General features: G+C 72.8%; 25 protein-coding genes. 11 read left to right on the top strand and 14 right to left on the bottom strand.

What is annotated here, in order from left to right:
• Both AOK09_RS23210 and AOK09_RS23205 read left to right on the top strand, forming a co-directional pair.
• Nucleotides 1-480 (top strand): TetR/AcrR family transcriptional regulator (locus AOK09_RS23210; RefSeq protein ID WP_055589168.1); only part of this gene is annotated, 480 nt, incomplete at its 5' end.
• A gap of 14 nt (nucleotides 481-494) precedes the next feature.
• On the top strand, nucleotides 495-1082 hold the full coding sequence (locus AOK09_RS23205; protein ID WP_055589167.1) for a DUF4865 family protein: 588 nt from the start codon (nucleotides 495-497) through the stop codon (nucleotides 1080-1082).
• A gap of 699 nt (nucleotides 1083-1781) precedes the next feature.
• On the opposite strand, the gene AOK09_RS23200 is transcribed toward AOK09_RS23205, so the two are convergent.
• Entirely contained in the window at nucleotides 1782-2492 is a 711-nt protein-coding gene (locus AOK09_RS23200; RefSeq protein WP_055589166.1) for a TetR/AcrR family transcriptional regulator, read from the bottom strand.
• A 122-nt stretch (nucleotides 2493-2614) separates the two neighbouring features.
• Between AOK09_RS23200 and AOK09_RS41370 the strand changes: the two genes are divergently transcribed.
• From AOK09_RS41370 to AOK09_RS23185, 4 genes are all read left to right on the top strand, one after another.
• Nucleotides 2615-3007 (top strand): NAD(P)-binding protein, encoded by a 393-nt coding sequence (locus AOK09_RS41370; RefSeq protein ID WP_217698470.1) that lies wholly within the window; start codon nucleotides 2615-2617, stop codon nucleotides 3005-3007.
• Nucleotides 2923-3798, top strand: coding sequence for an FAD-dependent monooxygenase (locus AOK09_RS23195; RefSeq protein ID WP_217698469.1), 876 nt, complete (start codon nucleotides 2923-2925; stop codon nucleotides 3796-3798). Before AOK09_RS41370 ends, AOK09_RS23195 begins: the two co-directional genes overlap by 85 nt.
• A gap of 223 nt (nucleotides 3799-4021) precedes the next feature.
• Nucleotides 4022-4903, top strand: coding sequence for a prenyltransferase/squalene oxidase repeat-containing protein (locus tag AOK09_RS23190; protein ID WP_055589165.1), 882 nt, complete (start codon nucleotides 4022-4024; stop codon nucleotides 4901-4903).
• 212 nt (nucleotides 4904-5115) lie between these two features.
• Complete coding sequence (locus AOK09_RS23185; protein WP_055589164.1) at nucleotides 5116-5481, top strand: hypothetical protein; 366 nt, start codon at nucleotides 5116-5118, stop codon at nucleotides 5479-5481.
• Nucleotides 5482-5547: 66 nt separating this feature from the next.
• Here AOK09_RS23185 and AOK09_RS23180 read toward each other — a convergent pair whose 3' ends face one another.
• From AOK09_RS23180 to AOK09_RS23170, 3 genes are all read right to left on the bottom strand, one after another.
• On the bottom strand, nucleotides 5548-5946 hold the full coding sequence (locus AOK09_RS23180) for a hypothetical protein (RefSeq protein ID WP_245687437.1): 399 nt from the start codon (nucleotides 5944-5946) through the stop codon (nucleotides 5548-5550).
• A 495-nt stretch (nucleotides 5947-6441) separates the two neighbouring features.
• Entirely contained in the window at nucleotides 6442-6651 is a 210-nt protein-coding gene (locus tag AOK09_RS23175) for a hypothetical protein (RefSeq protein ID WP_157876002.1), read from the bottom strand.
• A 180-nt stretch (nucleotides 6652-6831) separates the two neighbouring features.
• Nucleotides 6832-7248: a VOC family protein gene (locus tag AOK09_RS23170; RefSeq protein ID WP_055589162.1), complete on the bottom strand. Its 417-nt coding sequence runs from the start codon at nucleotides 7246-7248 to the stop codon at nucleotides 6832-6834.
• 356 nt (nucleotides 7249-7604) lie between these two features.
• On the opposite strand from AOK09_RS23170, the gene AOK09_RS39310 reads away from it, so the two are divergent.
• Entirely contained in the window at nucleotides 7605-8246 is a 642-nt protein-coding gene (locus tag AOK09_RS39310) for a hypothetical protein (protein WP_055589161.1), read from the top strand.
• Between the two features lie 64 nt (nucleotides 8247-8310).
• On the opposite strand, the gene AOK09_RS23160 is transcribed toward AOK09_RS39310, so the two are convergent.
• Complete coding sequence (locus AOK09_RS23160; protein ID WP_245687436.1) at nucleotides 8311-10068, bottom strand: multicopper oxidase family protein; 1758 nt, start codon at nucleotides 10066-10068, stop codon at nucleotides 8311-8313.
• 614 nt (nucleotides 10069-10682) lie between these two features.
• Nucleotides 10683-11279 (bottom strand): O-methyltransferase, encoded by a 597-nt coding sequence (locus tag AOK09_RS23155; protein WP_055589160.1) that lies wholly within the window; start codon nucleotides 11277-11279, stop codon nucleotides 10683-10685.
• Nucleotides 11280-11395: 116 nt separating this feature from the next.
• Here AOK09_RS23155 and AOK09_RS23150 point away from each other — a divergent pair, with 116 nt between their 5' ends.
• Both AOK09_RS23150 and AOK09_RS23145 read left to right on the top strand, forming a co-directional pair.
• The gene (locus tag AOK09_RS23150) at nucleotides 11396-11698 is read left to right on the top strand and encodes a hypothetical protein (protein ID WP_245687435.1); all 303 of its coding nucleotides are present in this window, start codon (nucleotides 11396-11398) and stop codon (nucleotides 11696-11698) included.
• 56 nt (nucleotides 11699-11754) lie between these two features.
• Nucleotides 11755-12723: a helix-turn-helix transcriptional regulator gene (locus tag AOK09_RS23145; RefSeq protein ID WP_055589159.1), complete on the top strand. Its 969-nt coding sequence runs from the start codon at nucleotides 11755-11757 to the stop codon at nucleotides 12721-12723.
• 7 nt (nucleotides 12724-12730) lie between these two features.
• On the opposite strand, the gene AOK09_RS23140 is transcribed toward AOK09_RS23145, so the two are convergent.
• Together AOK09_RS23140 and AOK09_RS23135 are read right to left on the bottom strand one after the other, a co-directional pair.
• Nucleotides 12731-13483 carry a glycerophosphodiester phosphodiesterase gene (locus AOK09_RS23140; protein ID WP_055589158.1) on the bottom strand — a complete coding sequence of 251 codons (753 nt, stop codon included), beginning with the start codon at nucleotides 13481-13483 and terminating at the stop codon, nucleotides 12731-12733.
• Nucleotides 13484-13492: 9 nt separating this feature from the next.
• On the bottom strand, nucleotides 13493-13909 hold the full coding sequence (locus AOK09_RS23135) for a TOBE domain-containing protein (RefSeq protein WP_175609334.1): 417 nt from the start codon (nucleotides 13907-13909) through the stop codon (nucleotides 13493-13495).
• Nucleotides 13910-14063: 154 nt separating this feature from the next.
• Between AOK09_RS23135 and AOK09_RS23130 the strand changes: the two genes are divergently transcribed.
• Nucleotides 14064-14291: a hypothetical protein gene (locus tag AOK09_RS23130; protein WP_055589157.1), complete on the top strand. Its 228-nt coding sequence runs from the start codon at nucleotides 14064-14066 to the stop codon at nucleotides 14289-14291.
• A 252-nt stretch (nucleotides 14292-14543) separates the two neighbouring features.
• Here AOK09_RS23130 and AOK09_RS23125 read toward each other — a convergent pair whose 3' ends face one another.
• Nucleotides 14544-15731: an ROK family transcriptional regulator gene (locus tag AOK09_RS23125; RefSeq protein ID WP_055589156.1), complete on the bottom strand. Its 1188-nt coding sequence runs from the start codon at nucleotides 15729-15731 to the stop codon at nucleotides 14544-14546.
• A 139-nt stretch (nucleotides 15732-15870) separates the two neighbouring features.
• Here AOK09_RS23125 and AOK09_RS23120 point away from each other — a divergent pair, with 139 nt between their 5' ends.
• Nucleotides 15871-17079, top strand: coding sequence for an MFS transporter (locus tag AOK09_RS23120; RefSeq protein WP_055589155.1), 1209 nt, complete (start codon nucleotides 15871-15873; stop codon nucleotides 17077-17079).
• A gap of 7 nt (nucleotides 17080-17086) precedes the next feature.
• Here AOK09_RS23120 and AOK09_RS23115 read toward each other — a convergent pair whose 3' ends face one another.
• The 5 genes from AOK09_RS23115 to AOK09_RS23095 form a co-directional block, all read right to left on the bottom strand.
• Complete coding sequence (locus AOK09_RS23115; protein WP_055589154.1) at nucleotides 17087-17806, bottom strand: sulfite exporter TauE/SafE family protein; 720 nt, start codon at nucleotides 17804-17806, stop codon at nucleotides 17087-17089.
• A 269-nt stretch (nucleotides 17807-18075) separates the two neighbouring features.
• A complete protein-coding gene (locus AOK09_RS23110) occupies nucleotides 18076-18648 on the bottom strand; it encodes an RNA ligase 1 family protein (RefSeq protein ID WP_055589153.1) in 573 nt (190 codons plus the stop codon).
• Nucleotides 18649-18882: 234 nt separating this feature from the next.
• Entirely contained in the window at nucleotides 18883-19746 is an 864-nt protein-coding gene (locus tag AOK09_RS23105; RefSeq protein WP_055589152.1) for a sulfurtransferase, read from the bottom strand.
• Between the two features lie 162 nt (nucleotides 19747-19908).
• The gene (locus AOK09_RS23100) at nucleotides 19909-20808 is read right to left on the bottom strand and encodes an NAD(+)/NADH kinase (protein WP_055589151.1); all 900 of its coding nucleotides are present in this window, start codon (nucleotides 20806-20808) and stop codon (nucleotides 19909-19911) included.
• Nucleotides 20808-21693 (bottom strand): SPFH domain-containing protein (locus AOK09_RS23095; protein ID WP_055589150.1); only part of this gene is annotated, 886 nt, incomplete at its 5' end. The genes AOK09_RS23100 and AOK09_RS23095, both read right to left, overlap by 1 nt.

The raw sequence follows: 21693 nt of genomic DNA, 5'->3' as shown, positions 1-21693 counted from the left end.
ATCCAGCAGCGGGCCGGCGTCGGCCAGGGCAGCATGTACCACCACTTCGGCAGCAAGGCCGAGTTGGCGCTGACGGCCGTCCGCCGCAGCGCCGAGCAGCAGCGCGCCACGGCCGAGGCCGTGCTCTCCGCCCCGGGCACCGCCGTGGAGCGGATCGGCGCCTATCTGCTGCGCGAGCGGCAGGTCCTGCGCGGCTGCCCCGTGGGCCGCCTCGCCCAGGACCCCGACATCGTCGCCGACGCCGCGCTGCGGCAGCCGCTGGAGGAGACCTTCGCCTGGCTGCAGGCCCGGATCGCCGACGTGCTGGCCGAGGGGCTGGCGCGGGGCGAGTTCCGCTCACCGCTGGACCCGGCCGAAACCGCGTCCGCCGTCGTCGCGGTGGTGCAGGGCGGCTATGTGCTGGCCCGCTCCGCGGACTCCGCAGAGCCGTTCGACCGCGCGGTCAGCGGGGCGCTCGCCCTGCTGGCCGCCCACAACTGAGGGGGAACCAGGACATGCATGCCATGCAGTACGAGATCACCCTGCCCGCCGACTACGACATGGGGATCATCCACCAGCGGGTGGCCCGCCGCGGGCATCTGCTGGACGACTTCGCCGGCCTCGGACTCAAGGCCTACTGCGTCCGGGAACGCGGCGTCGACGGCTCACCGGTCAACCAGTACGCACCCTTCTATCTGTGGACCGCCCCCGAGGGGATGAACCGCTTCCTGTGGGGACCCGGATTCGGCGGCATCCGCGAGGACTTCGGCCGTCCGGTGGTGCAGCACTGGACCGGGCTGGGCTTCCACCGCGGCCCGGCATGGGGCGGGACGCCCAGGGCCGCCGCCCGGCAGGCCGTACCGGTCTCGGCAGACGCCGATCCGGCCCGGCTCGTCGAGGAGGCGCTGAACGCCCAGGCGAAGCAGTCGGACAGCGACGGGCTGCACTCCTCGGCGCTGGCGGTCGACCCGAGGACCTGGGAGCTGCTGCACTTCACCCTCTGGGCGGAGACGATCCCGGACGACCTGGCGGGAGCCCGCTATGCGGTGCACCACCTCTCCACCCCGGAGGCGGACACGCTGGCGGTCGGCAGACACTGGTGAGCGGGGGCGCCCCGGAGCGGGCCGCCGCTGGTCGCACCCCGGCCGTGGCGAGGTACGTCGGGCCTGCGTGACACTCCGTCAACCCTGTACGGGCGAACAGAGCGCGACCGGATGCGCTGGACCTCCGCAGGGGCCGTCGAGCCTGCCCGGCCCACCGCCCCAGGCGTCGCTGACGGCGATCCGTGCGGGACGGCGGCCCGGCACGAGCAGTCCGCCGCCCCACGGCGACGGTGAGCCCGCTCGACGGCCGTCACCGGCCGTCGTCGGCCGCCCCTGGACCGGCCTCCGCGAGCACCCGGCGACCAACGGTGTGGCCATCCGGCGCAACCGGCGACGGTGATGGACGGCGCCCGGCACTCCAGCCCTGGGTCTTGATCATGAGTGCTGAAGGGTCCGGCGCCGACAGTGGCTGCCACGAGCACGGGCCCTGGGGCCGTCAGCGCCGGCCCGGCCAGCCGAGCCGGGGGGCCGAGCCCGAGAAGCCCGGAGGGGTTCGGGGTCGGCGATGGCGTACGGCCGCGTACGACTGGTCGGGGCGGGGCGATCAAGCGGCGCCGGAGGGAGCTCCCGGACGGCGCGCCCGGTTTCCACGAGTGCACCGGGTCGGCCCGGAGCCGTAGCTGACGGCCGCCAGGACGATGTCTCGGCCAAGGCGATGACCGTCCGGCGCCGGCGCTGGTCGCGAGCGTGGTGCGGGCGTCAGAGGTCGTCGCGGCGACCGCCGGGCAGCACCGCCTCCACCCGATCGGCCTCCATCAGCTCACCCAGCATCGCGGCGGTCGCGGCGGCGACCTCCCGCAGCACGTCCCCGGACGCCTCGCCGTCCTCGAACGCTCGCCGAACCGTGCGCGCGAGCAGGTCAGCACGCTCGGCGCGGTCGCCCTCCGCGCGCAGAAAGCCCTCGAACACGGCCTGGTAGGCGAACGCGACCTCATCGACCGTCAGATCGCCCCGCAGGAGGCCGTGCTCGGCGAGCAGTCCGACGTACCCGCGCGAGGTGGCGGTGTGCCGGTCCTCGCGGGCGGTGTCGGGTGCGGCACTGAGCCTGCCGAGCAGTTCCGGGTCGCCCAGGAGGAGGCCCTGCAGCAGCGGCCGGTCCGTGATGGCCAGGAAGTACGCCCGTGCGAACCGGTGCAGCAGGCAGGTCGCCGGTTCCTGCTCCAGCTGCTTCCGCAGGTCACCGATCGCGTGGAGCACCTCGCGCGCGAAGACCGCGCCGAACAACTGCTCCCGGCTCTTCCAGTGCAGGTAGACGGTGCCCTTGCCGATGCCTGCACCGGCGGCGACGTCGTCGATGGAGACCTTCCGCCTGCCGTGCCGGAGCAGCAGCTCCGCGGTCGTGTCGAGGATCCGTGCGGCGCGCTCGGCGCGCTGCTGAGGATCGCGGAGGGGGCCGGTGTTCGCGCTCACGAGGCCACCGTATGACCGAATGCGAAATTCGGTCAACTACCGCTGAGTTTGTTGACTGATTTTTCAATCCGGTCATACAGTCACTGCGGATCACCGGTCACCCCATCGACAGGAGCACGGCCATGACCTCCAGAACCCGTCCCACCGTCCTGATCTCCGGCGCCGGGATCGCCGGCACGACCCTGGCCTTCTGGCTGGCCCGGCACGGCTTCCGGCCCACCGTCGTCGAGCGCGCAGCCGGCCTGCGCTCCAGCGGCAACCCGATCGACGTGCGCGGTCCGGCCGTGGCGGTGGCCGAGGCGATGGGCGTGATGCCGCAACTGAGGCGTGCGGCGACCGAAGTGACGGCACTGAGCTTCGTCAACCGCTCCGGCCGCGAGGTGGGCCGGGTCAACATGCGGGCCCTGCAACGGGCCTCCGCAGCGAGGACGTGGAGGTCACCCGCTCCGACCTGGCGGCGATCCTGTACGAGACGAGCCGGCAGTCCGCGGAGTTCGTCTTCGGCGACACCATGACCGCGATCAGCCAGGACGACAGCGGCGTGGACGTCACGTTCGAGCAGACCGCGCCGCGCCGGTTCGACCTGGTCGTCGGGGCCGACGGGCTGCACTCGACGACCCGTCAGCTGGCTTTCGGGCCCGAGTCGGAGTTCATCCGGCACATGGGACTCTATGTGGCGACCATGCCGCTCGACGGCCCGGCCGACTCCCGGCGCGACATCGTCCTCCACAACACCCCCGGCCGGATGGCCTCCCTCCACCCGGTGCACGGACGCGCCCTGGCCGCGTTCATCTTCCGCCACCCGCAGATCGACGACTTCGACCACCGCGACCTGGATCAGCACCGCCGCATCCTGGCCGCCGCGTACCAGGGCGCCGGCTGGCGCGTCCCAGAGCTGCTCGAGAAGGTCCGCACAGCCGGGGACCTGTGGCTGGACTCCGTCAGCCAGGCCCGGATGGACTCCTGGTCCACCGGCCGCGTCACGCTGCTGGGTGACGCCGCGTCATCGGTGTCCCTGTTCGGTGACGGCTCCACCCTTGCGATGGCGGGCGCCCACACCCTGGGCGAGGAGCTGGCCGCCTCCCCGGCCGACCCGCGGGCGGCCCTGTCCCGCTACGAGGCCCGGCACCGAACGCTGGTCGACCCGCGACAGGGCAATGTCGCCGCGGCTGCCGCACTGATGGTGCCGGCGACCCGGACAGGTGTCGCCCTCCGCAATGCGGCCACCCGCCTGTGGCCCGCAGCGGCCGCCGCCTCCTGGCTCCGGACCCGGATCGCCCCCCGCCCCGCCGCGGTCGCTGCGTGACCTGCCCCTCCGTCCGGCCGGCTGCCGGTGACGGTCGCCACGTGGCCACTGATCCCGGGAAGCCACTGTTCGCGGACTTCGCCACGAAGGCGGGGGCCGGACGGGAGCGCGTTCGGGAGTCCGCGCCGCGGGGGCTCGACACCGCAGTGCGCAGGACGTCGCCGACGGGACACCCGGCCGCGGCCTCTGTCGCCGCACCCGGTCGTTGGGAAAGGATTGCGGCATGGACATGGATCTGAACGCTGCCGTCACGTTCGTCTCGACCCATGGGCGCATTCTGGAACGGCGTCGGATGCAGCTGCTCCTCGGCGACGGCACGGCGGAGGACGTGCTCACCGCGCTCGACGCCTACCGGACCGCGGACGGCGGCTACGGCTGGGGACTTGAGCCCGACCTGCGGTCGACGACCAGCCAGCCCGTCGCGGCCATGCACGCCCTGGAGGTGCTCGCCGAGGTGCGGGACACCAAGAGCCGGCGGGCACCCGAGCTGCTCGACTGGCTGGCCGGCCACACGTTCCCCGACGGCGGCGTGCCGTTCGCACTGCCCTGCTCGGACACCGCCGGGAGCGCGGGGCACTGGGTGGCCGCCGACTCGACCGCCTCGTCGCTGATGATGACCGCGCAACTGGCGGCCCAGGCGCACCGGCTGGCCCGCTACCGGACCGATGTCGCCGAGCACCCGTGGCTCGCTCCGGCCACCGCCTACTGCCTGGACCGGATCGAGCAGACCACGTCGCCGCACGCCTACGAGCTGATGTTCGTGCTGCGTTTCCTCGACGCGGCGGCCGAGCGGACACCGCGGGCCCGGCCGCTGCTCGAGCGGTTCAGCGGCTACGTCACCAAGGACGGCCCGCACCCGGTCACCGGCGGCGCCGAGGGGGAGGTGCTGCACCTGCTCGATTTCACCCCGTACGGCGACGCACCGTCGCGCGTGGTGTTCCCGGCCGAGGCCGTGGCCGCGGACCGTGACCGTCTGGCGTCCCAGCAGCAGCCGGACGGCGGCTGGCAGGTCAGCTTCGACTCCCACAGCCCGGCCGGCGCCCTCGAGTGGCGCGGCTACACGACAGTTCAGTCGGTCACCGTACTGCGGAACGGCCGCCTGTGACCGGCCTCTTCGAAAGCCATGCCGGGCTCAGCTCCGTGATCTCGATGGTGCCGGACGGCCCACTCCTGGTACTGGTAGGCCGAGGACCGGGCTCGGTGGCGGCGTCACCCGTCGGACCGACCGAGCTGATGGGCGTCGCTGCACGGCACCTTCAGCGTGGCTCACAACCGTGAGGTGCGGAACCGCGCGCCGGGGCTGAGCGTCCATGGGCCATGACTGAGAGAGCTGGACACTTCATCCTCGCCCTCGCACTGGCCGCCGGGTTGCTCACCGGCTGTGCCCAGGCCGGCGAGGACGCAGACGTGGTCCGGGCGACACCGTCCGGCCGGACGATTCCCTTCGACCTCTACACCCATTGCGGAATCGACGAGGCCCGTATCGGGTCGACGTACTTCGAAGCGGAGACTCCGCTCTCCGACGGCTCGGGAAACCCGCCCCCGGGGTGGAACAACCCCACCCAGCACGGCACGATGACCTTGAAGTCCGAGACGGAGGCCCTCTTCACCGACAGCGCCGGCCACAAGGTGAAGTTCCGTGCCCGGCCAGGCGCGAGCGCCCCCAAGCGCATCTGCAGTTAGGGTGTTTCAGAAGTAGATCAAGGTCATGTGGTGATGCTCCATGGCGGGCCCGGGCGGACCAGCCGTTCAGATGACGTTGAAGCCTCGGGCGGCGTCATAGATGTCGGCATCCACGACGTAGATGACATTCGTGGTCACGAGGAAACGGACCATGGCTCCTTCCAGCCAGCTGGACCGCGTGAGGTCGTCATTCGTGAAGGCGAGGTGGGTGGAGGGGCCGTAGGGGTCGTTGGCGACTCGATCGACGAGGCGTTTGAGGGTCCGGCGATCATCGGGCGGGAGGTAGTCGCGTAGCCGGGCCGCTCGCTCAGTGAACTCAACACGGCGCTTCATGATCGCCGGAGTATAGGTCGACACGCACGATGCGGTCATCGAATTTTTCGAGCGAGGGTTGGGAGAGGGAAGTCGGATGGGCCAACTTCCTGCGCGGTGGTGTTCGCTGGGCACATCTTCGAAGGTGCGCATCACAACCACTCGTTGATGGCTGCGACCAGCACGGTCGCTTCGAAGCGGACCGCGAGTTCGTCGTATCTCGTGGCCGCCGCGCGGTGGCGCTTGAGACGGGCGATGCCGCACTCTACGGCATGACGCTCACGGCAGTCGGCGTTGTCGAACTTCGGCGGCCGGCCCCCCGTGTCCGTCGGCGCGGACGACGGAAGGCACGGACAGGCATGGCCGGGGTGATCGGACGGGCCCAGGGGGCAGCCGCGGACCTGGTGCTCATGGAGACCCGTGCGTGGGCCTGTGGCCGCAGGAAATCCGTTCGAGGAGCCCGGGAAATCCCCCGCGGAAATTCCGCGGAGGACCCGGGCTCCCATCTTTCCGTGAACAATCGGCGGACGGTCTCGCGGATTCCCCGCCGCGCCGCGTGACGCGTTCGTCCGCACGACTCCGCCAGTCGCCGCGCGTACCGGGAGCCCGGCGCCCACGGGCCGCCGCAGGGCCGGGCCTGACCGGGACTCAGTGCGCCACGCTGGAGGAACTCGCAGGCCGGCAGGTGTCGGGGGCGTCGTGGTGGTGTCCGGCGAGCCAGAGACCGGCCAGGAGGCCCGCGACCGCCAGGACCTTGTGCCGGTTCTTCTTCCACCAGGACGGCGACCCCGCCGCCATGAAACGCAGTTGGGTGTACTCCGGGTGCTCGCGCGGCGGCGCGTCCTTGAACATTCCCATCGCTGGTGAACCTCCTTTCACCGTGAGGAGATTCATGACCATACGCCAGGCCGTCACTTGATCGCCCGAATTAAATACGGCTCGCCCTGTCCCCGTGACACGGCCGCCACCGGCGTCGCGGATCGCGTACGAGGGGCCTTTCCGCGTGCCCGTCCTGCGCTCACGGACCGCCTACGACCTTCAGCCCTCGTGACCGACCACGTAGCCGGACGGTGCCAGCGTGCGGACGACATCGAACTCGTTGCCCTCGGGGTCGGCCATCACCACCCAGCTCCGGCCGGGGCCCTGGCCCACGTCCACCGTGGCGGCGCCGAGGCCGAGCAGCCTGGCCACCTCTTCGTCGGTACTGCCGTCGATCGGGCTGACGTCGAGGTGGAGACGGTTCTTCACGGTCTTGCCCTCGGGCACCTGGATGAACATCAGAGTGGGCGGCATCTGGCGGGCCCGGACCTCCTCGACGGTCGGCACCCAGGATCCGATCTCGACCATGTCCTCGCCCCGGTCGATCACCTTGAAGCCCAGGACCGCGCACCAGAAGGCCGCGAGCCGCTCCGGGTCGTGGCAGTCGACAACCAACTCGGTGAACCTACTGGTCATTGCTCCCCCGGACATCGCGAACGGAGGCTCAGCCTAGAAGGTCGCGCCGCCCGTCCCGCAAGTCCGGGATCGTTACCGGACCACCACCCCTTGGAGTCGATCACCTGGTGCCGCCCCGACGCCCACTCCTGACCCGTCCCAACGGGTGCACCCAGGATGCGCGCGCATCCCGGCGGTTGTAGGAATGAGCTGGTTCGGGAGGCGCCCGGTCAGCGGCGCCCCATCTCGAGCGGAGGTATGCCATGCACACCGCAGTCGAGCCCGGCCCGCACAGCCGAACCGAACGTCACCCCAGGACACATGCGGGAAGGACACATGCGGGAAGGACGCGTGCCGGAAGGACGCGTGCCCGAAGGGTGCGCACCGCTCTCTCCGCCACGACAGCCGCGGCCCTGGCAGCAGCCCTGGGGGTCTCCGGTGCGCACGCCTCGGCCGCCAAGGCCCCGGCGCCGCCCGTGGCCGACCTGGCCTGCCGGGTGTTCGTCGAGCAGGACAACTACTCGTCCCCGCTCAACAGGCACGGCAACCGCACCTCCACCAATGAGATCAAGGGTGTCACGGTGGGTTGCTCCTCGCCGAACGGCGCCTTCGCCTCCGGCAACCGGGCCCGCAACCCCGTCCTGCTGTCGAGCAGCTACACGTCGACCGGCGGCCCCGCAGTGAACCGGGTCACCATGCTGAACCGTGACTGCACCACCATCACGCAGATCGCCAGGCTCAGGTTCACCTGGAACACCGGCGACGTGAGCGTCGGCCAGATCACCATCGACGCCAACGGCAACACGGCCTCGAAGGTCCTCAGCGGCCTGATGGCGGGCGACACCTTCACCTTCAGCGGCCCCGCGCTGCCGAGGACCGACTCATACGTCACCTATCTGGGCTCGTGCAGCACCGCCAACCCCGGCGGTGAGGCGGACGGTTTCATCTTCAACGCCTGGCTGCCCGGTGGGACCGGTTCGGCGGGCAACGAGATCGGCCTCACCTTCACCCGCCCATGACCCGTCTCGGGCACCGGGGCCGACCCGGCCGGCACTGGTCGGGTCGGCCCCGGTCCCGGTCCCGTCAGACGTCGGCCCGGACGATGGTCCAGGGGCGCATCAGGTCGTCGTCCTCGTGTTCAAGGAGGTGGCAGTGGTGGATGTACGTCGCCGGCAACGTGGCCCCGCTGCCCGGAATCGACGCGATCGCAGCCGTGGGCGGCGTGAAGTCCTGGACGATGATCCTGGTCACCGCTTCCGCATAGGCCTTGACCGTGTCCTTGTTGGACCGCGCCTCGTCCGGGTCCGGCGGAATCGGTGGACCGGTGAAGTAGTTCGCCAGTACCGGCAGGTCCTCCGGCTTGCGGCCGCCGTTGATCCACTTCTCGTAGTCCGCCTGGTAGCCGGCTGCGTCGATCGGTTGCCGGTTCAGCACCTGGAAGTTGACGAGGTGGACATGCATCGGGTGGGCGTCGTGGTTGGGGTTGACGTACTCCCAGATCTCGGATGAGCCCACCGTGATGAAGTCCTGGGACGGCTCCATGAACGGGAGCGCGTTGAACGTCATGGTTCCGAAGAGCTGGTGCTGGTAGACGACCCATTCGCGCCGACGGGTGTGCGGCTGCGGTTCGACGGCTGCGACCGCCGGCAGCTTGAGCGTTCTGGGCGGGGTCGTCCTGTCCGGGCCTCCGGAGAGCGGTTCGGTGACCTGGAACTGCATGATCTCGGAGATCTCCGGGCCGAGGCCCGGCATGCCGGGGTAGTGGACCGGCGCGTTGTAGTTGGTCAAGGTGACGTTGGTGCCCATGGGCAGCCCGCTGAAGTCGACGATCAGGTCGTACCGCTCGGCCGGCGCGATCAGGAAGTTCAGCATCTGCAGCGGAGCCCGGAAACCGCTGTCCGTGCCGATCAGCCAGAACGGCAGGGTGGGCTGCGGCAGTACGTCCCTGGGGACCTCGAACCTCAGCCGCCAGAACCGCTCGTTCGACGCGTTGAGCACGCGCAGCCGGTAGCGTCGCGGCTCGACGGCCAGGAAGGGGTACGCCTTCCCGTTGACGACCGGGGTGTCCTCACCCTCCCTGTCGGTCATGGTGTAGGCGAGCGAGCCGTCCCGGTGGAAGGTCCGGTCCTGCAGGATGAGGGGAACCTCGAATTCGCCCTGCGGCAGGCCGAGCAGCTGGTCGGCAGGATCGCGGATGACATACAGACCGGCAAGGCCCGCATAGACGTTGACGCTGGTCATCCCCATGCCGTGATCGTGGTACCAGAGCATGCACGAGCGGTCGTGGTTGGTGTAGCCGCATATCGCTTCGTTGGGCTTGACCCGACTCGGGTCCAGGGTGCTGTAGCCCTCGGCGTGGTAGCCGTCGGGGCTGTACGACTGCAACGGCATGCCGTCGGACTGCGGCGCCGTGAAACCGCCGTGCTGATGCACGACGTTCCACACGTTGATGTGCGAGGGAAAGGGCTGCTTGCTCTTGTAGGGAGGCGGAGGGGTGGGGGTGAGCTGGGGGTTGCCGCTGCGGATGCCGTCGATCACGGACTGGAAGAGATGCGTGGTCGGCAGCTCGTTGCGGTACTTGACGACCGTCGGGTGGCCCGTGGTGACCTCGAGGGTCGGCCCGAGGTAGCCCATGCCGATCGGCTGCTGCGAATCGTGCGGGTCCGCGGCCCAGTAGCCCCACACGGTCGCCGGCCCGAGATCCCGGTGGAAGCGCCAGGAGCCCTGCCGCATGGTGATCTCGTAGTAGTCGGCGCCGGGATGGACGGCCGGGTCCGGGACGGCCGTCTTCGGCCTGGGCAGCGGGTCGACGTACTTCTTCAGTGGAGGCGTCTGCGGCACCGGGGTGTCCGAGGTCCCCGGCCCGTGGGCCGGCGTCGCGTGGGCCCGTGGTCCCAGAGCACTTCCCGGAAGCACGGCCGCACCTCCGACGGCACCGGCAATGAGGAATTTCCTTCGCCCAACCATCGTCTTCAGCCTTCCATCGCCTCATGTGACGTTCGGGGACACGGGCCGTTTCGGAACTCCGCCGCAGCACCCCGGTCCGGTCCGGAAGCGACGTGTCGAGCCGGTCCCGGCAGCACGGCGGGCGCCGGAATCACACGTCGTGCCGTTGCCGGTCGGACCTCGATCCCATCCGGAACCAGGGCCGGTGCGCACGAGCTTGTCGACGCCTCCAGGGGCAGGGAGGACCGGACGGGCATGTCATGACGTCGGCGGCAGGGCGGCACGCCGAGGGGCAGCACGGCAGCCCATGGATCCGGCCCGGCAATCCGTGTCCGCACCCGGCTCCGTAGGTCGATCAAGCCACACCCGTCCCGCACGCACAACCTGGCCGGGGTGCATTCGGGCGACCGCTGGGCGCGTCGTCAGCGCATCCGGCTGTGCCGTGCATCCACCGCTCAGGCCCTGGGCGACCTGCGGGGGCGGGCGACAGCCGGACGGGCAGGCGGTCCCTAGCCGTGGCGGGTGGCCACCACCGTGCTGAGGTCGGGGGCCAGGCGCAGTTCGGCGGCCCGCAGGCCGGGGTGGCCGAGCCAGTGCATCCGGGCGAGATCGGGCTGACCGGCGTGGAGTGGCGGCCAGCCGTCGGCCGGGGTGAAGTCGTCCACCACCAGCGTCCCGCCCGGGGCCAGCAGCAGTGCGGGGTCGGCGGGCAGATCCGTCTTGCCCTGGCCGCCGCCGTCGAGCACCAGCAGGTCGAACGGCCCATGTTCGGTGATCTGCTGCCAGTCGCCGTGCAGGACCCGTACCTGCGGATGGCCGGCGAACAGCTCCGCGGCCAGCCGGGCCCGCCGGGGGTCGCGCTCCACACTGAGCAGGCGGACGCCCTCGCGGGCGCCCGAAGCCAGCCAGGCCAGCCCCACCCCGAGCCCGGTGCCGGTCTCGCCGATCAGCCCCGGGGCCCCCGCCGCGAGAGCGTGCAGCAGGCGGCCCTGCTCGGGACGGCAGCAGTGGGCGAACCCGTCCTCACGGGCGATGTGCAGGGCCCGTTCGACCAGCGGCGGCAGATCGCGGACGCCGTCGTAGGCGTCGGTTCCGGCGAGTGACATGGCGTCATTCTGGACCCTGCGGCGCCCGGCCGGCGACAACGTGCGGCGCTCAGGAATGAGCGGCCGCCCACGGACGCTGAAGGCGGTGAGGCCGGCGCACGGAGAGGGAGGACGACATGAGCACTGCGGACACCGAGGACCGGCGGGGAGGTCACACCGAGGGGGCGCAGACCGCAGCGGGCGGGGCGGCGGCGGTGGCCGCGCTGGTGACCGCGTGCGGACGGCGGATCGCCGTGGCCCCGCTCTGCATCGGCGGCTCCGCCGGACCGTTCGCCCGGATCGCGCTGGACGTCGGGCCGGAGCGCGACGGCTTCTCCCGGGCCTGGGCGGGGCTGAGTCCGCTGGAGGCGCGACGGCTCGCAGCGCTGCTGCTGGACCAGGCGGCGTACGCGGAGCAGCTGGCCGGGTCGCGGGCCTGACGGGTCCGTCGGCCGCCGCGGACCCCTGCCGTCCGCGTGGATGGCAGAGTGGGCGCGTGCTTCAGACTTCGGCGCGGCTGCTGCGGCTGCTCTCCCTGCTCCAGACCCGGCCGGACTGGACCGGTCCGGAACTCGGCCGGCGGCTGGAGGTGACGGCGCGCACGGTCCGGCGTGATGTGGACCGGCTGCGCGAGCTGGGCTATCCGGTGCACGCCACCCCGGGGGCCGCGGGCGGTTACCGGCTCGGGGCGGGGGCCGCGCTGCCGCCGCTGCTGCTGGACGACGAGGAGGCCGTCGCGGTCGCCGTCGGCCTGCGAATGGCCGCGGGCGGCGCGGTCGCGGGGACCGCGACGTCCTCGGTGCAGGCCCTGGCCAAGCTGGGGCAGGTCCTGCCGTCCCGGTTGCGGCGGCGGGTGGACGCGCTGCACAACGCCATGGAGTGGCTCACCGGGCCGAGCGGCCCGGAGGTCGACGCGGAGATGCTCGCGGTGGTCGCGGCCGCCTGCCGGGACCGGATGTGCATACGGTTCGGCTATCAGGACCACGAGGGCGTGCAGAGCCGGCGGGTGGCCGAGCCGCACCGACTGGTGTGCACCGGGCAGCGCTGGTACCTGGTGGCCTGGGACACCGCGCGGGCCGACTGGCGGAGCTTCCGGATGGACCGGGTCGCCGACCCGGTGGCGACCGGTCCCCGCTTCGAGCCGAGGGAGCTTCCGCAGGAGGCGTCCCAGTGGGTCGCACGCCGGGTGTCGACGGAGGCGTTCCGTTATCGGGCCCGGGTCACCCTGCGGGCGCCGGCCGCGGTGGTGGAGGCGCAGGCCGGTCCCACCTACATCCAGGTGGAACCGGTCGACCAGCACAGCTGTGTGCTGCGCACCGGGTCGAACTCGCTGGACGACCTGGCGGCCCGGCTCACCCGCCTCGGGGTGGACTTCGAGGTGCACGAGCCGCCGGAGCTGGCGGACCACCTCCGGATGCTCGCAGCGCGGCTCAGCCGCTCGGTGGGCGGCGGCACGGAGAGCTGACCGACCGTCAGCTGCTCCGCGCGGCGGGGGAACGACCCGGTGAGCGGTCGAGCAGGGCGCGCAGCACGGCGATCCGGTTGGTGGTGAGCGAGACGACCCCGGTGCGCAGCACGCGTGCCATGGTGCGGCGGACGTCCACGGTCCAGGCGCTCACCTGGAGTCCGGTGTGCCGGGCGTGGTCCACCAGCGCCGGGGTGACCAGCCCGAACGGCAGGTTGAGCAGTTGCGGGCGCAGTTCGGCCAGCAGCTGCCGCGGCGGGGTGCGAGGGGTGCGCCAGGTGAGGGAGACCTCGGCGGAGGGTGCGTGGTCGCGTACCGCGAACATGGCGGAGGGCGGTCCGCAGTAGGCGACCCGGTCCGCGGCTCCGAGCCGGTGCACCTCCGCGCAGGTGGCCGCCACGGGACCGGCGTCATCCAGGTCGATCATGAGCAGGGGCGTCCGCCCGGCGTGGGTCCTGGGCGCGGCTGCGACCGCCTCCAGTGCCTGCGCCAGGGTGGGCACCCGGTGCGGGGCTCCGGGGCCGCCGAGGCGGTGCAGCTCCGCGGCGGTGAGGTCGGCGAGCGGCCGGGCGATGCCCCAGAGCCGCCGGAGGGTGGGGTCGTGCAGCAGGACGGGTACGCCGTCGCGGGTGAGGCGTACGTCGACCTCGACCGCGTCGGCTCCGGCGGCCAGGGCGGAGCGGATCGACGGGAGGGTGTTCTCCCGGTGGCGGTAGGGGTCGCCGCGGTGGGCGACGGCTCGCGGCGGGTGGAGGTGCACGGCCGGCCCTCAGCCGCGCTCGACGACGACGTTGGTGGACTTCACCACGGCGACGGCCGGGGCGCCGGGCTCCAGCGCGAGTTCCTCGGCCGACTCCCGGCTGATCAGCGAGACCACCCGGAAGGGGCCGGCCTGGATCTCCACCTGGGCGGCCACGTCTCCAAGGATCACCTCGGTGACGATGCCGCGGAAGCGGTTGCGGGCCGAGGACGGCAGACCGGCGGCCGCGGCGTTCTCCGGACGGGCGAGCTCGCGGGCGAACGCGGCCAGCCTGGCCCCGGGGACGATGCGGTGGCCGTGTTCGTCGCGCTCCGCGGCGAGGCGTCCCGCGTCCACCCACCGGCGCATGGTGTCGGCGCTGACGCCGAGCATGGCCGCCGCCTCTCCGATCCGGTAGCTGTTCACCGGCCGGTCGGACTGACCCATCTGGCTCCTCCTGAGCATCGCTGTGATCAGCGCCATCCTGCCTCATGGCCCACTCGGGAGGGTGCATCTCGTACCGGAGATTAAGCTGCTATTCAGGTCGAAGTTCGACGATTCGGACACATGACCGCCCGCTACGGACGCAGGGAGTCAGGGAATGAGCCAGGACCAGGGTGCGGGGGACGCCTTCCGGAGCGATGTGGCACCGCCGCCGCGGCCACGGCCGACCGCCGCTCAGCTGTGCGGCCGGACCGCCTTCGGCATAGCCGTCATATCCGGGCTGGTGACCTCCGTGGTCCTGGGCACCCCCGCCCTGCAGGCGGGCGAGGCCGGACACACCGGCACCGGCGCGGGCCATGCGGCGGCGGATGCCGCCGGCCGCTGACGCCGACGCCTCGCATCGGTTCCGCCGCTCACGGATGGAGCCGCTCGCGGATGGAGCCACCCACGGGTTCCGCCACTGATGTGTTCCGCCGCAGCCGGCCTCAGCTGTGGCGGCTTCCGCCGCTGCAGCCTTCGGCGCTCGGGGTCTCGCCGCCCAGGGCTTCGGTACCGGCGGACTCCACACCGGCGGCTCTCCGCCGCGTCCGGCCTCGACACCGGACGGCCGCCACCGCGGCCGGCACCGGCCCGGCGGTCAGGGACCGCCGAAGAGATCCTCGTGGACCGCGTCCAGCGCGATGAGCACGGCCCCGCCGAGCACCGCGCTGCCGCTGACCGTGCCCGCGCGCACCTCGGTGCGCAGCGGTGAGAGACCGGCGAGCCGCCGGCCCACCCGGTCCGCCAGTGCGGTTCCCCCGGCGGTTCCGACCTCACCGCCGAGGACGACACACCCCGGGTCCAGGACGACACAGATCGCTGCGGCGCCCAGCGCCACCCGTTCGGCCAGCACGTCGAGGAAGGCCGCACCGTCCTCCCCCGCGGCGAGCGCGGCGCGTACGGCGGCCTCCGCGGCCGGGGCGTCGTCGGCGGCCGGAGCGGGCAGGCCGTGCTCCCGGGCGAGGGCGCAGACGGCGGCGCTGCCGGCCAGGCCGTGGAAGCCTCCGTCGCATCCGGTGGCGGTGGGCAGCATCGAGGTGCCGGGGACGGGCAGGAAGCCGATCTCCCCGGTGCCGCCGGAGGCGCCGCGGCGCAGCCGGCCGTCGAGCACGGCCGCCGCCCCGACGCTGTGGCCCAGCCAGAGCAGGACGAAGGTGTCGCGGTCCCGGGCGGAGCCCAGTCGCCGCTCGGCGATACCGGCCAGGTTGACCTCGTTCTCCAGCAGTACCGGCACGCCCAGCTGTTCGCGCAGCGCACGGACCAGGTCGGCGTGCCAGCGGGGCAGGCCGCCGGTGTGGCTGAGTTCGCCGTTGGCGGGGTCGACCAGGCCAGGGGCGCCGACCGCGATGGTGTGCAGGGTGTCGGCGCCGGCCCTGCGGGTGGCTTCGGCGAGGGCGCGCACGGCGTCGTCGACCAGTGCGGCGGAGGGGGTGCCGGGTTCGGCGGGGAGCTGGGCTGTGGCACGGGTACGGCCGGTGAGGTCGGCGACGGTGATGGTGACCCCGACGGTGCGCACGTCCACGCCGGCGATGTGGGCACGGTCGGCGACCAGTCCGTAGAGGCGGGCGTTGGGTCCGCGCCGGGCCGCCCCCGACTCCCCCACGACCGTGACCAGTCCGCTGCGCTGAAGGCGTTCCAGCAGGTCGGCGACGGTCGGCCGGGAGAGTCCGGTGAGTTCCTTCAGCTGGGTGGCGGTGAGCGGGCCCTGCTCCAGGAGCAGGCCGAGGGCCAGCCGGTCGTTGATGGCGCGGGCTGTGCTCGGGGTGGCCGTGCGCGCGGTGGTCATGGAGCCAGATCCTCCCAGACGGGTCGCGAGGTTTTCTATCAGGGTCCCTTCCTGATAATTTCATTGCAGTCAGGCGCCGACAACCGCCGTCCGTCGCAGGGTCGCGCACACCGCGGCGCGCCCGGGGAGGAGACACCGCATGGACCAGCCCGCCGTACGCAGAGCCAGGGTCGCCGTGGCCGTGGTGTTCGCCCTGCACGGAGCCGTCCAGGGCAGCTTCGCCACCCGCATCCCCTGGGTGCAGGAGCGGCTGGACCTCAGCTCCGGGCAGCTCGGCCTGGCGCTGATGATGCCCGCGCTCGGCGCCTCGCTGTCGATGCCGCTGGCCGGCCGGATCGTCTACCGCTACGGCGGACGCGCGGCGGTACGCGGACTGCTGGCGCTGTGGTGCGCCTGCCTGGCACTGCCCGCCGCCGCACCGGGGCTGCTCTGGCTCGGCGGCGCACTGCTGCTCTTCGGCGCCACGGCGGGCATGGCCGATGTGGCGATGAACGCCCAGGGCGTGGAGGTGGAGCAGCGGCTCGGCCGGTCGATCATGTCCGGGCTGCACGGCATGTGGAGCGCCGGCGCCCTGGTCGGTTCGGGCTTCGGCGTACTGGCCGCACACTCCGGCATCGACGCCAGACTGCACCTGGGGGTGATGGCGGCGCTGCTGGTGGCGGGCGGACTGCTGGTCGGAGGGAACCTCCTGGACGTACGCCCTGCCCCCGACGAGGAGGCACCGCCGCGGTTCGCCCGGCCGCCCCGGGCGGCGCTGGCGATCGGACTGGTCGGCTTCTGCGCGATCTTCGCCGAGGGTGCCAGCTCGGACTGGTGCGCGGTCTACCTCAGGGACGTCACCGGGGCGTCGGCCGGGCTCGCCGCGGCCTGCTTCTCCGGGTTCGCCTTCACCATGGCGGGCGCCCGGATGCTCGGCGACGCGGTGGTGCGGCGACTGGGTCCGGTGCGCGCGGTGCGGCTCAGCGGTGCGATCGCGACCGCCGGCGGACTGCTGGTGGTGGTCGCACGGACCCCGGCGGTGGCGATCCCGGGCTTCGCCCTGCTCGGCGTGGGCATCGCCGTGGTGATCCCGCTGGCCTTCGCCGCAGCGGGCAAGAGCGGCCCCAACCCCAGCCAGGCCATCGCGGGCGTCGCCACCGTCACCTACACCTCCGGGCTGGTGGCACCCGCCGCCATCGGGGCCCTGGCGCAGGCCACCTCGCTCACCGTCTCCTTCGCGGTGGTGACCGCTCTGGTGGCGGCACTGATGGTGAGCGCGGGGGCGCTGCGGGCGGCCGCGGTGACCGTCACCGGCAGTGCGGCGGCAGGAACCACCGTCCCCGCTCCCGCCCCGGCCACCAGGGACTGACGGCCCGTCAGCCCGCCAGGCCCTTGACCAGGGTGGCCAGCGACCCCAGCAGCGCCAGGCCCAGCACCAGCCGCCTGGCCTGGCGGTCGCTGAGCCACTCCCCCAGCAGTCGTCCGACGACCGCGCCCCCGGCCACGCCCAGCGCCAGCAGCGTCCAGCCGGGGGAGGCCAGCCGTGGCAGGCCCTTGGCCGCCATCGAGAAGAGGTTCACCACCACGCCGTAGAACTGGGCGTTGGGGACGAACTCCCGGACCGGCCACCGGGCGTTGACCGCGTACAGGGAGAGCGCCGGACCGCCGACCCCGGCGGAGGAGTTGAGGAAGCCGCTGGCCGCCCCCGCCACCACCGCGCCTCCCCTCCCCCGCAGCGACGCCACCTGCGCCCCGGCGATCACCAGCAGCACCGCGACCGCGACCACGACGCCGATCGAGGTGAGCAGCACCCGCTCCGGAAGCCGCGCCGCGACCCAGGCCCCGGCCGGGACGGTGCAGGCGGCGGCCAGCACCAGCGGCAGCATCGCCGTCAGCCGCACCCGCCGCCAGCCCGCCCAGAGGCCGACGGCGCTGATCGCTGCGGACGCGCAGTTGGAGACCAGGACGCCCTGACCGGGCCCCACCAGCAGTGCCAGCGCCGGGGCGGTGACCAGGGCGAAGCCGATGCCGGTGAGCCGCTGCACCGAGGCACCCGCCAGCACGACCATTCCCAGCAGCAGATCAGCGGTGGTCATGGCGCGGCGGCCTCCTTGCCGACGGGGGTCGGGACGGGACCGACCGTAGGCCCGCGGCGGCGGCGCCGACCAGCGATTTCCGGGAGCGGTGGACCGGGCCGGGCGATCAGGCCGGGGGCCGCCGGGCGGCAGGCCGGCGCCAGGCAGGGTCGCGTCGGCCGGGGGCTGCGGCCGGGGTCACCGGCGGCAGGGTGCGACCGGCGGGGAGCCGCTCCGTGGTGGCACCGGCCGTACGGGGCCCGGTGCGGTACGGCGCATGCGGGCGGCCGTCAGCGGGCTGCCGCCGGAAAGTCCCTCGCCTTGATCTTCGCCATCCGGCCGTCCGGGTGGTGCCACACGACACCCTCGCAGCCGTCGGCCTCCGCGAGCGCCAGCACGGTCCTGCGGATGCCCTCGAAGGTCAGCTCCGGCACCTCGACGTCCAGGGCCCGGGCGTGCTCCACCAGCACATGGGACGTGCGTCGTTCCGGGTTGCCGTTGATCTTCGGGCCGATCAGTTCGAAGGTACCCGTGACGCCCTCGGCGGGCCCCTGGTCGCGGACCGCCTCGGCGTGGAACTTCGCAAACGGGGACTGCTCGATCGGCTCCCACCCGACGGTCCTGCCCGTGGTGGGATCGGTGGAGACCGGGACGTAACCGGCCGGTGCGGGCTTGTCGGCGCGGACTTCCCGGCGGGCCCACCAGGCGCCGTGCTCGTCAAGCTTGACGCAGGTGCCGTCGAACTTCCGCGTCGCCCGGCCTTCGCCGGCCAGCACCCAGGCGCACACCGGGTTGACCTCGTCGACGACATGGGCGGGGCGGGCGCCGAAGTCGCGGGCGAACACGGTGGGGATCTTCTTCATGGAAGCTCCTGGATCTGTGGTGGCCGGCGCCGGGCCGACGCCGAAGGGCGTGGCACGGCGTCCGGGGCGGGGGGAGGCGGGGCGTAGGCAGCATGGGCTGTCAGGGACGTCCGGCGCACCCTGTTTTCGGCGGCGCCGGACATTCCCCACCGGGGACGCACCGGGGCCGGCGCGGGCGTCCCGTCCGCCCCTCGCACCTGGCCTGCGGCCCGTGGACGGCCCATGGCCTCGTACTCACTCCGGGACGGGACGACCGGGCCCGGTCTCCACCGGGCGGGACTCGTCACGGCTGTAGGCGGACCACCCGCCGACGTGGAGTCGTCCCCGGCCAAGTCCCGCGTGTTCGAGGGTCAGCAGGTTGTGGCAGGCCGTCACCCCCGAACCGCAGTACGACACCACCTTGCGCGCGGTGCTCCGGTCCACTCCGGCGGCGGCGAAGTTGTCGCGGATCTCCCGTACGGGCAGCAGACGGCCCCGGCCGTCCAGGTTCTCCCTGCACGGCACGTTCACCGCGCCGGGGATGTGTCCCGGACGTGGGTCCACCGGATCCTGCGCCCCGGCGAAGCGGTCCCGGTTGCGGGCGTCGACGGCCAGGACATCCGGACCCACGACCTCGTCGGTCCCGGCCAGGACCTCCGTCGGCCAGGGGCGCACCGAGAAGGTGCCGCCGGCGAGCGCCGTTTCCTCCACGGTCAGGGAGCCGGGGTGCGCGTGGAGGTAGGCGTTCAGTCCGCCGTCGAGTACCGCAGCACGGCGGCCGGTGGTCCGGAGCATCCACACCAGCCTGGCCGCGATGACGCCGCCCTGGTCGTCGTAGGCCACGACGCTGTCGTCGTCCCCGATGCCCAGCTCCCGCATGCCCTCGGCGAACACCTCGGGGGTGGGCAGCGGGTTCCGTCCGCCTTCCGGCGTGGCCGGCCCGGTCAGGCAGTGGTCGAGGTCCACGAACACCGCGCCCGGCAGGTGTCCCTCCTCATAGGCGGCCCGGCCGGAACGGCCGTCCAGGTACCACCTCATGTCCGCGAGCACGACCCGGCCCGGCAGCCCGTCCAGCTCCTCGACCCGCACGAACGGCGGGAGATCCACAGGTTCACTCATGGTGCGACCCTAGCCACGCGTCCACCATGTGATCAAAAACGTCTCGCATAGCGAGATAACCTCCGCGCCCACCGGACCTTCGACCCGGCGGGGCGCGCCCATGATTTCCTTGCAAGAGCGCCCAACCAGACTAGTCTTGACGAAGCGTCAGCTCGGAAGCGATCAGACCAGCAGTCGCAGCCGGGTGGCAGCGACACCCACCCGTACCGTCTGACCCCAGAAGAGCTCCAGCGCATCCGCCTCCATACCGTCGCCGAAGGCCACCAGCCGGTCGGACCCGACGGTGACCGTCAGCCGGGAGTGCTCGGTCAGCAGTCCCTGCACCTGGGTCGTCCCGGTGGTCTGCGAAGGCCAGGCCTCGCGGACGAACCAGGCCAGTGCGGTGGCGTCCGGCGCCGGGAGGTCGAGTTCGCTGCGGCGTTCCAGCCAGGTGGAGCGGCACCAGCCGGTGGCCCCGGTGCCGGTGCCGACCAGCACTCCCGAGGAGGCCTGGGGTTCGGCGGGCCGGCCGTCGACCGCCAGCCGGTAGCGGGCGGTCTGGTGCCCGGGCTGGCCGAGGTAGATCTCGTTCAGTGCCAGCAGCCGCTGGGAGTCGTCGGCCACCGCCTCCACCATGGTGCGCTCCTCGACCCGGCCGCCGCCCGCCGGGGCGGCCGCGGCGCGCAGCAGTTCGGCGGCGTCCCCCGGGCGGTGGCGCACCAGCACGCCCGGGTTGCGGCCGGGGTCGGTGTCCACCCCGATCACCGGCTGGCCGTCGAGGTACTTGGACACGTTGGCGACCAGCCCGTCCTGGCCGACGACGGCGACGATGTCGTCCGGGGCGAAGAGGAACCGGGCCAGGTCGCCGCGTTCCACCCGGGTGCGCCGCCAGTCCAGCGGCACCGACGCGGCGACCTCGGCCAGCGCGGCCAGGGTCCGGTGGTGGCGCTGCTCGGCCTCCTCCAGCGACCGGCCCCGGGAGGTCAGGAAGAACGCGGCCTGGCCGGCGGTGCCGTGCCGGGCGACCAGTTCCTCGTACTCGGTGCGGCGGTACACGATCACCAGCCGCGGGGCCAGCGCCATCAGCTCTCGCCCGGCCCGGCGCCCAGCCGGGCCAGCAGTCCGGTGAGCAGGTCAGGGGTGAGGGTGACGCTGTCGATCCGCGGCAGGTGCTCGGCGAGCCGGATCAGCGCAAGCGCCCGCAGGGTCGCCGGGTCGGCCTGCTGGTGGGCGGTGAGCCAGGCGGCCTCGGCGGTGGCCTTGGCCTCGCCCAGCAGGCCGGCGGACTCGGCCTCGGCCTCGGCCAGCCGGATGCGGCGGGCCGCCTCGGCCTCGGTGCGGACCTGGTCGGCGGCTGCGGCCTCCTCGGCCTGCAGTCGGGCGTTGGCGCCCTGCTGGGCGAGCAACTGCTCCTCGCGGCGGGCCAGTTCGATACGGCTGCCGAGTTCGTTCTCGGCGATGGCGCGCTCGCGCTCCACCGCGACGGCACGGCGCTCATAGGTGGCCCGGTCGGCCTCCTGCTGGACCAGTTCCCTGGCCGGTGTGCGCAGCGCCCGCTCCACCTCGGGCTCGGGACGCAGTGCGACCACGCGGACGGCGATCACGGCCAGGCCGGTCTCGGCGAGGCGCGGGTCGGCGGTGAGACCGGCGGTGACGCGCTCGCGGACGGCGGCGACGCCGTCGGTGAGCGCGACGGCCAGCGGGGTGCGGGCCAGCAGGTCCAGGGCGTGCTGCTGGGCGGTCTCGGTGAGCAGGGTGGCGAGCTGGTCCAGGGGCGCCGAGCGCCAGGCCCCGGTGTCGGGGTCTATGGAGAAGTCGACCCTGGTGGCGGCGACGGCCGGGTCGGTGATCCGGTAGGTCACGGTCGCCTGGACGGTGACGTCCTGGAAGTCGGCGGTGCGGGCGTGGAAGAGCATCGCCAGTTCGCGGTCGTCGACGGGCACTTCGGACAGGGCGGCGGCCAGCGGC

The sequence above is a fragment of the Peterkaempfera griseoplana genome (assembly GCF_001418575.1).
GTDB classification, from domain to species: domain Bacteria; phylum Actinomycetota; class Actinomycetes; order Streptomycetales; family Streptomycetaceae; genus Peterkaempfera; species Peterkaempfera griseoplana.
The sequence above is the reverse complement of the archived record's forward strand: the minus strand, read 5'-3'. Positions and strand labels throughout refer to the sequence as shown.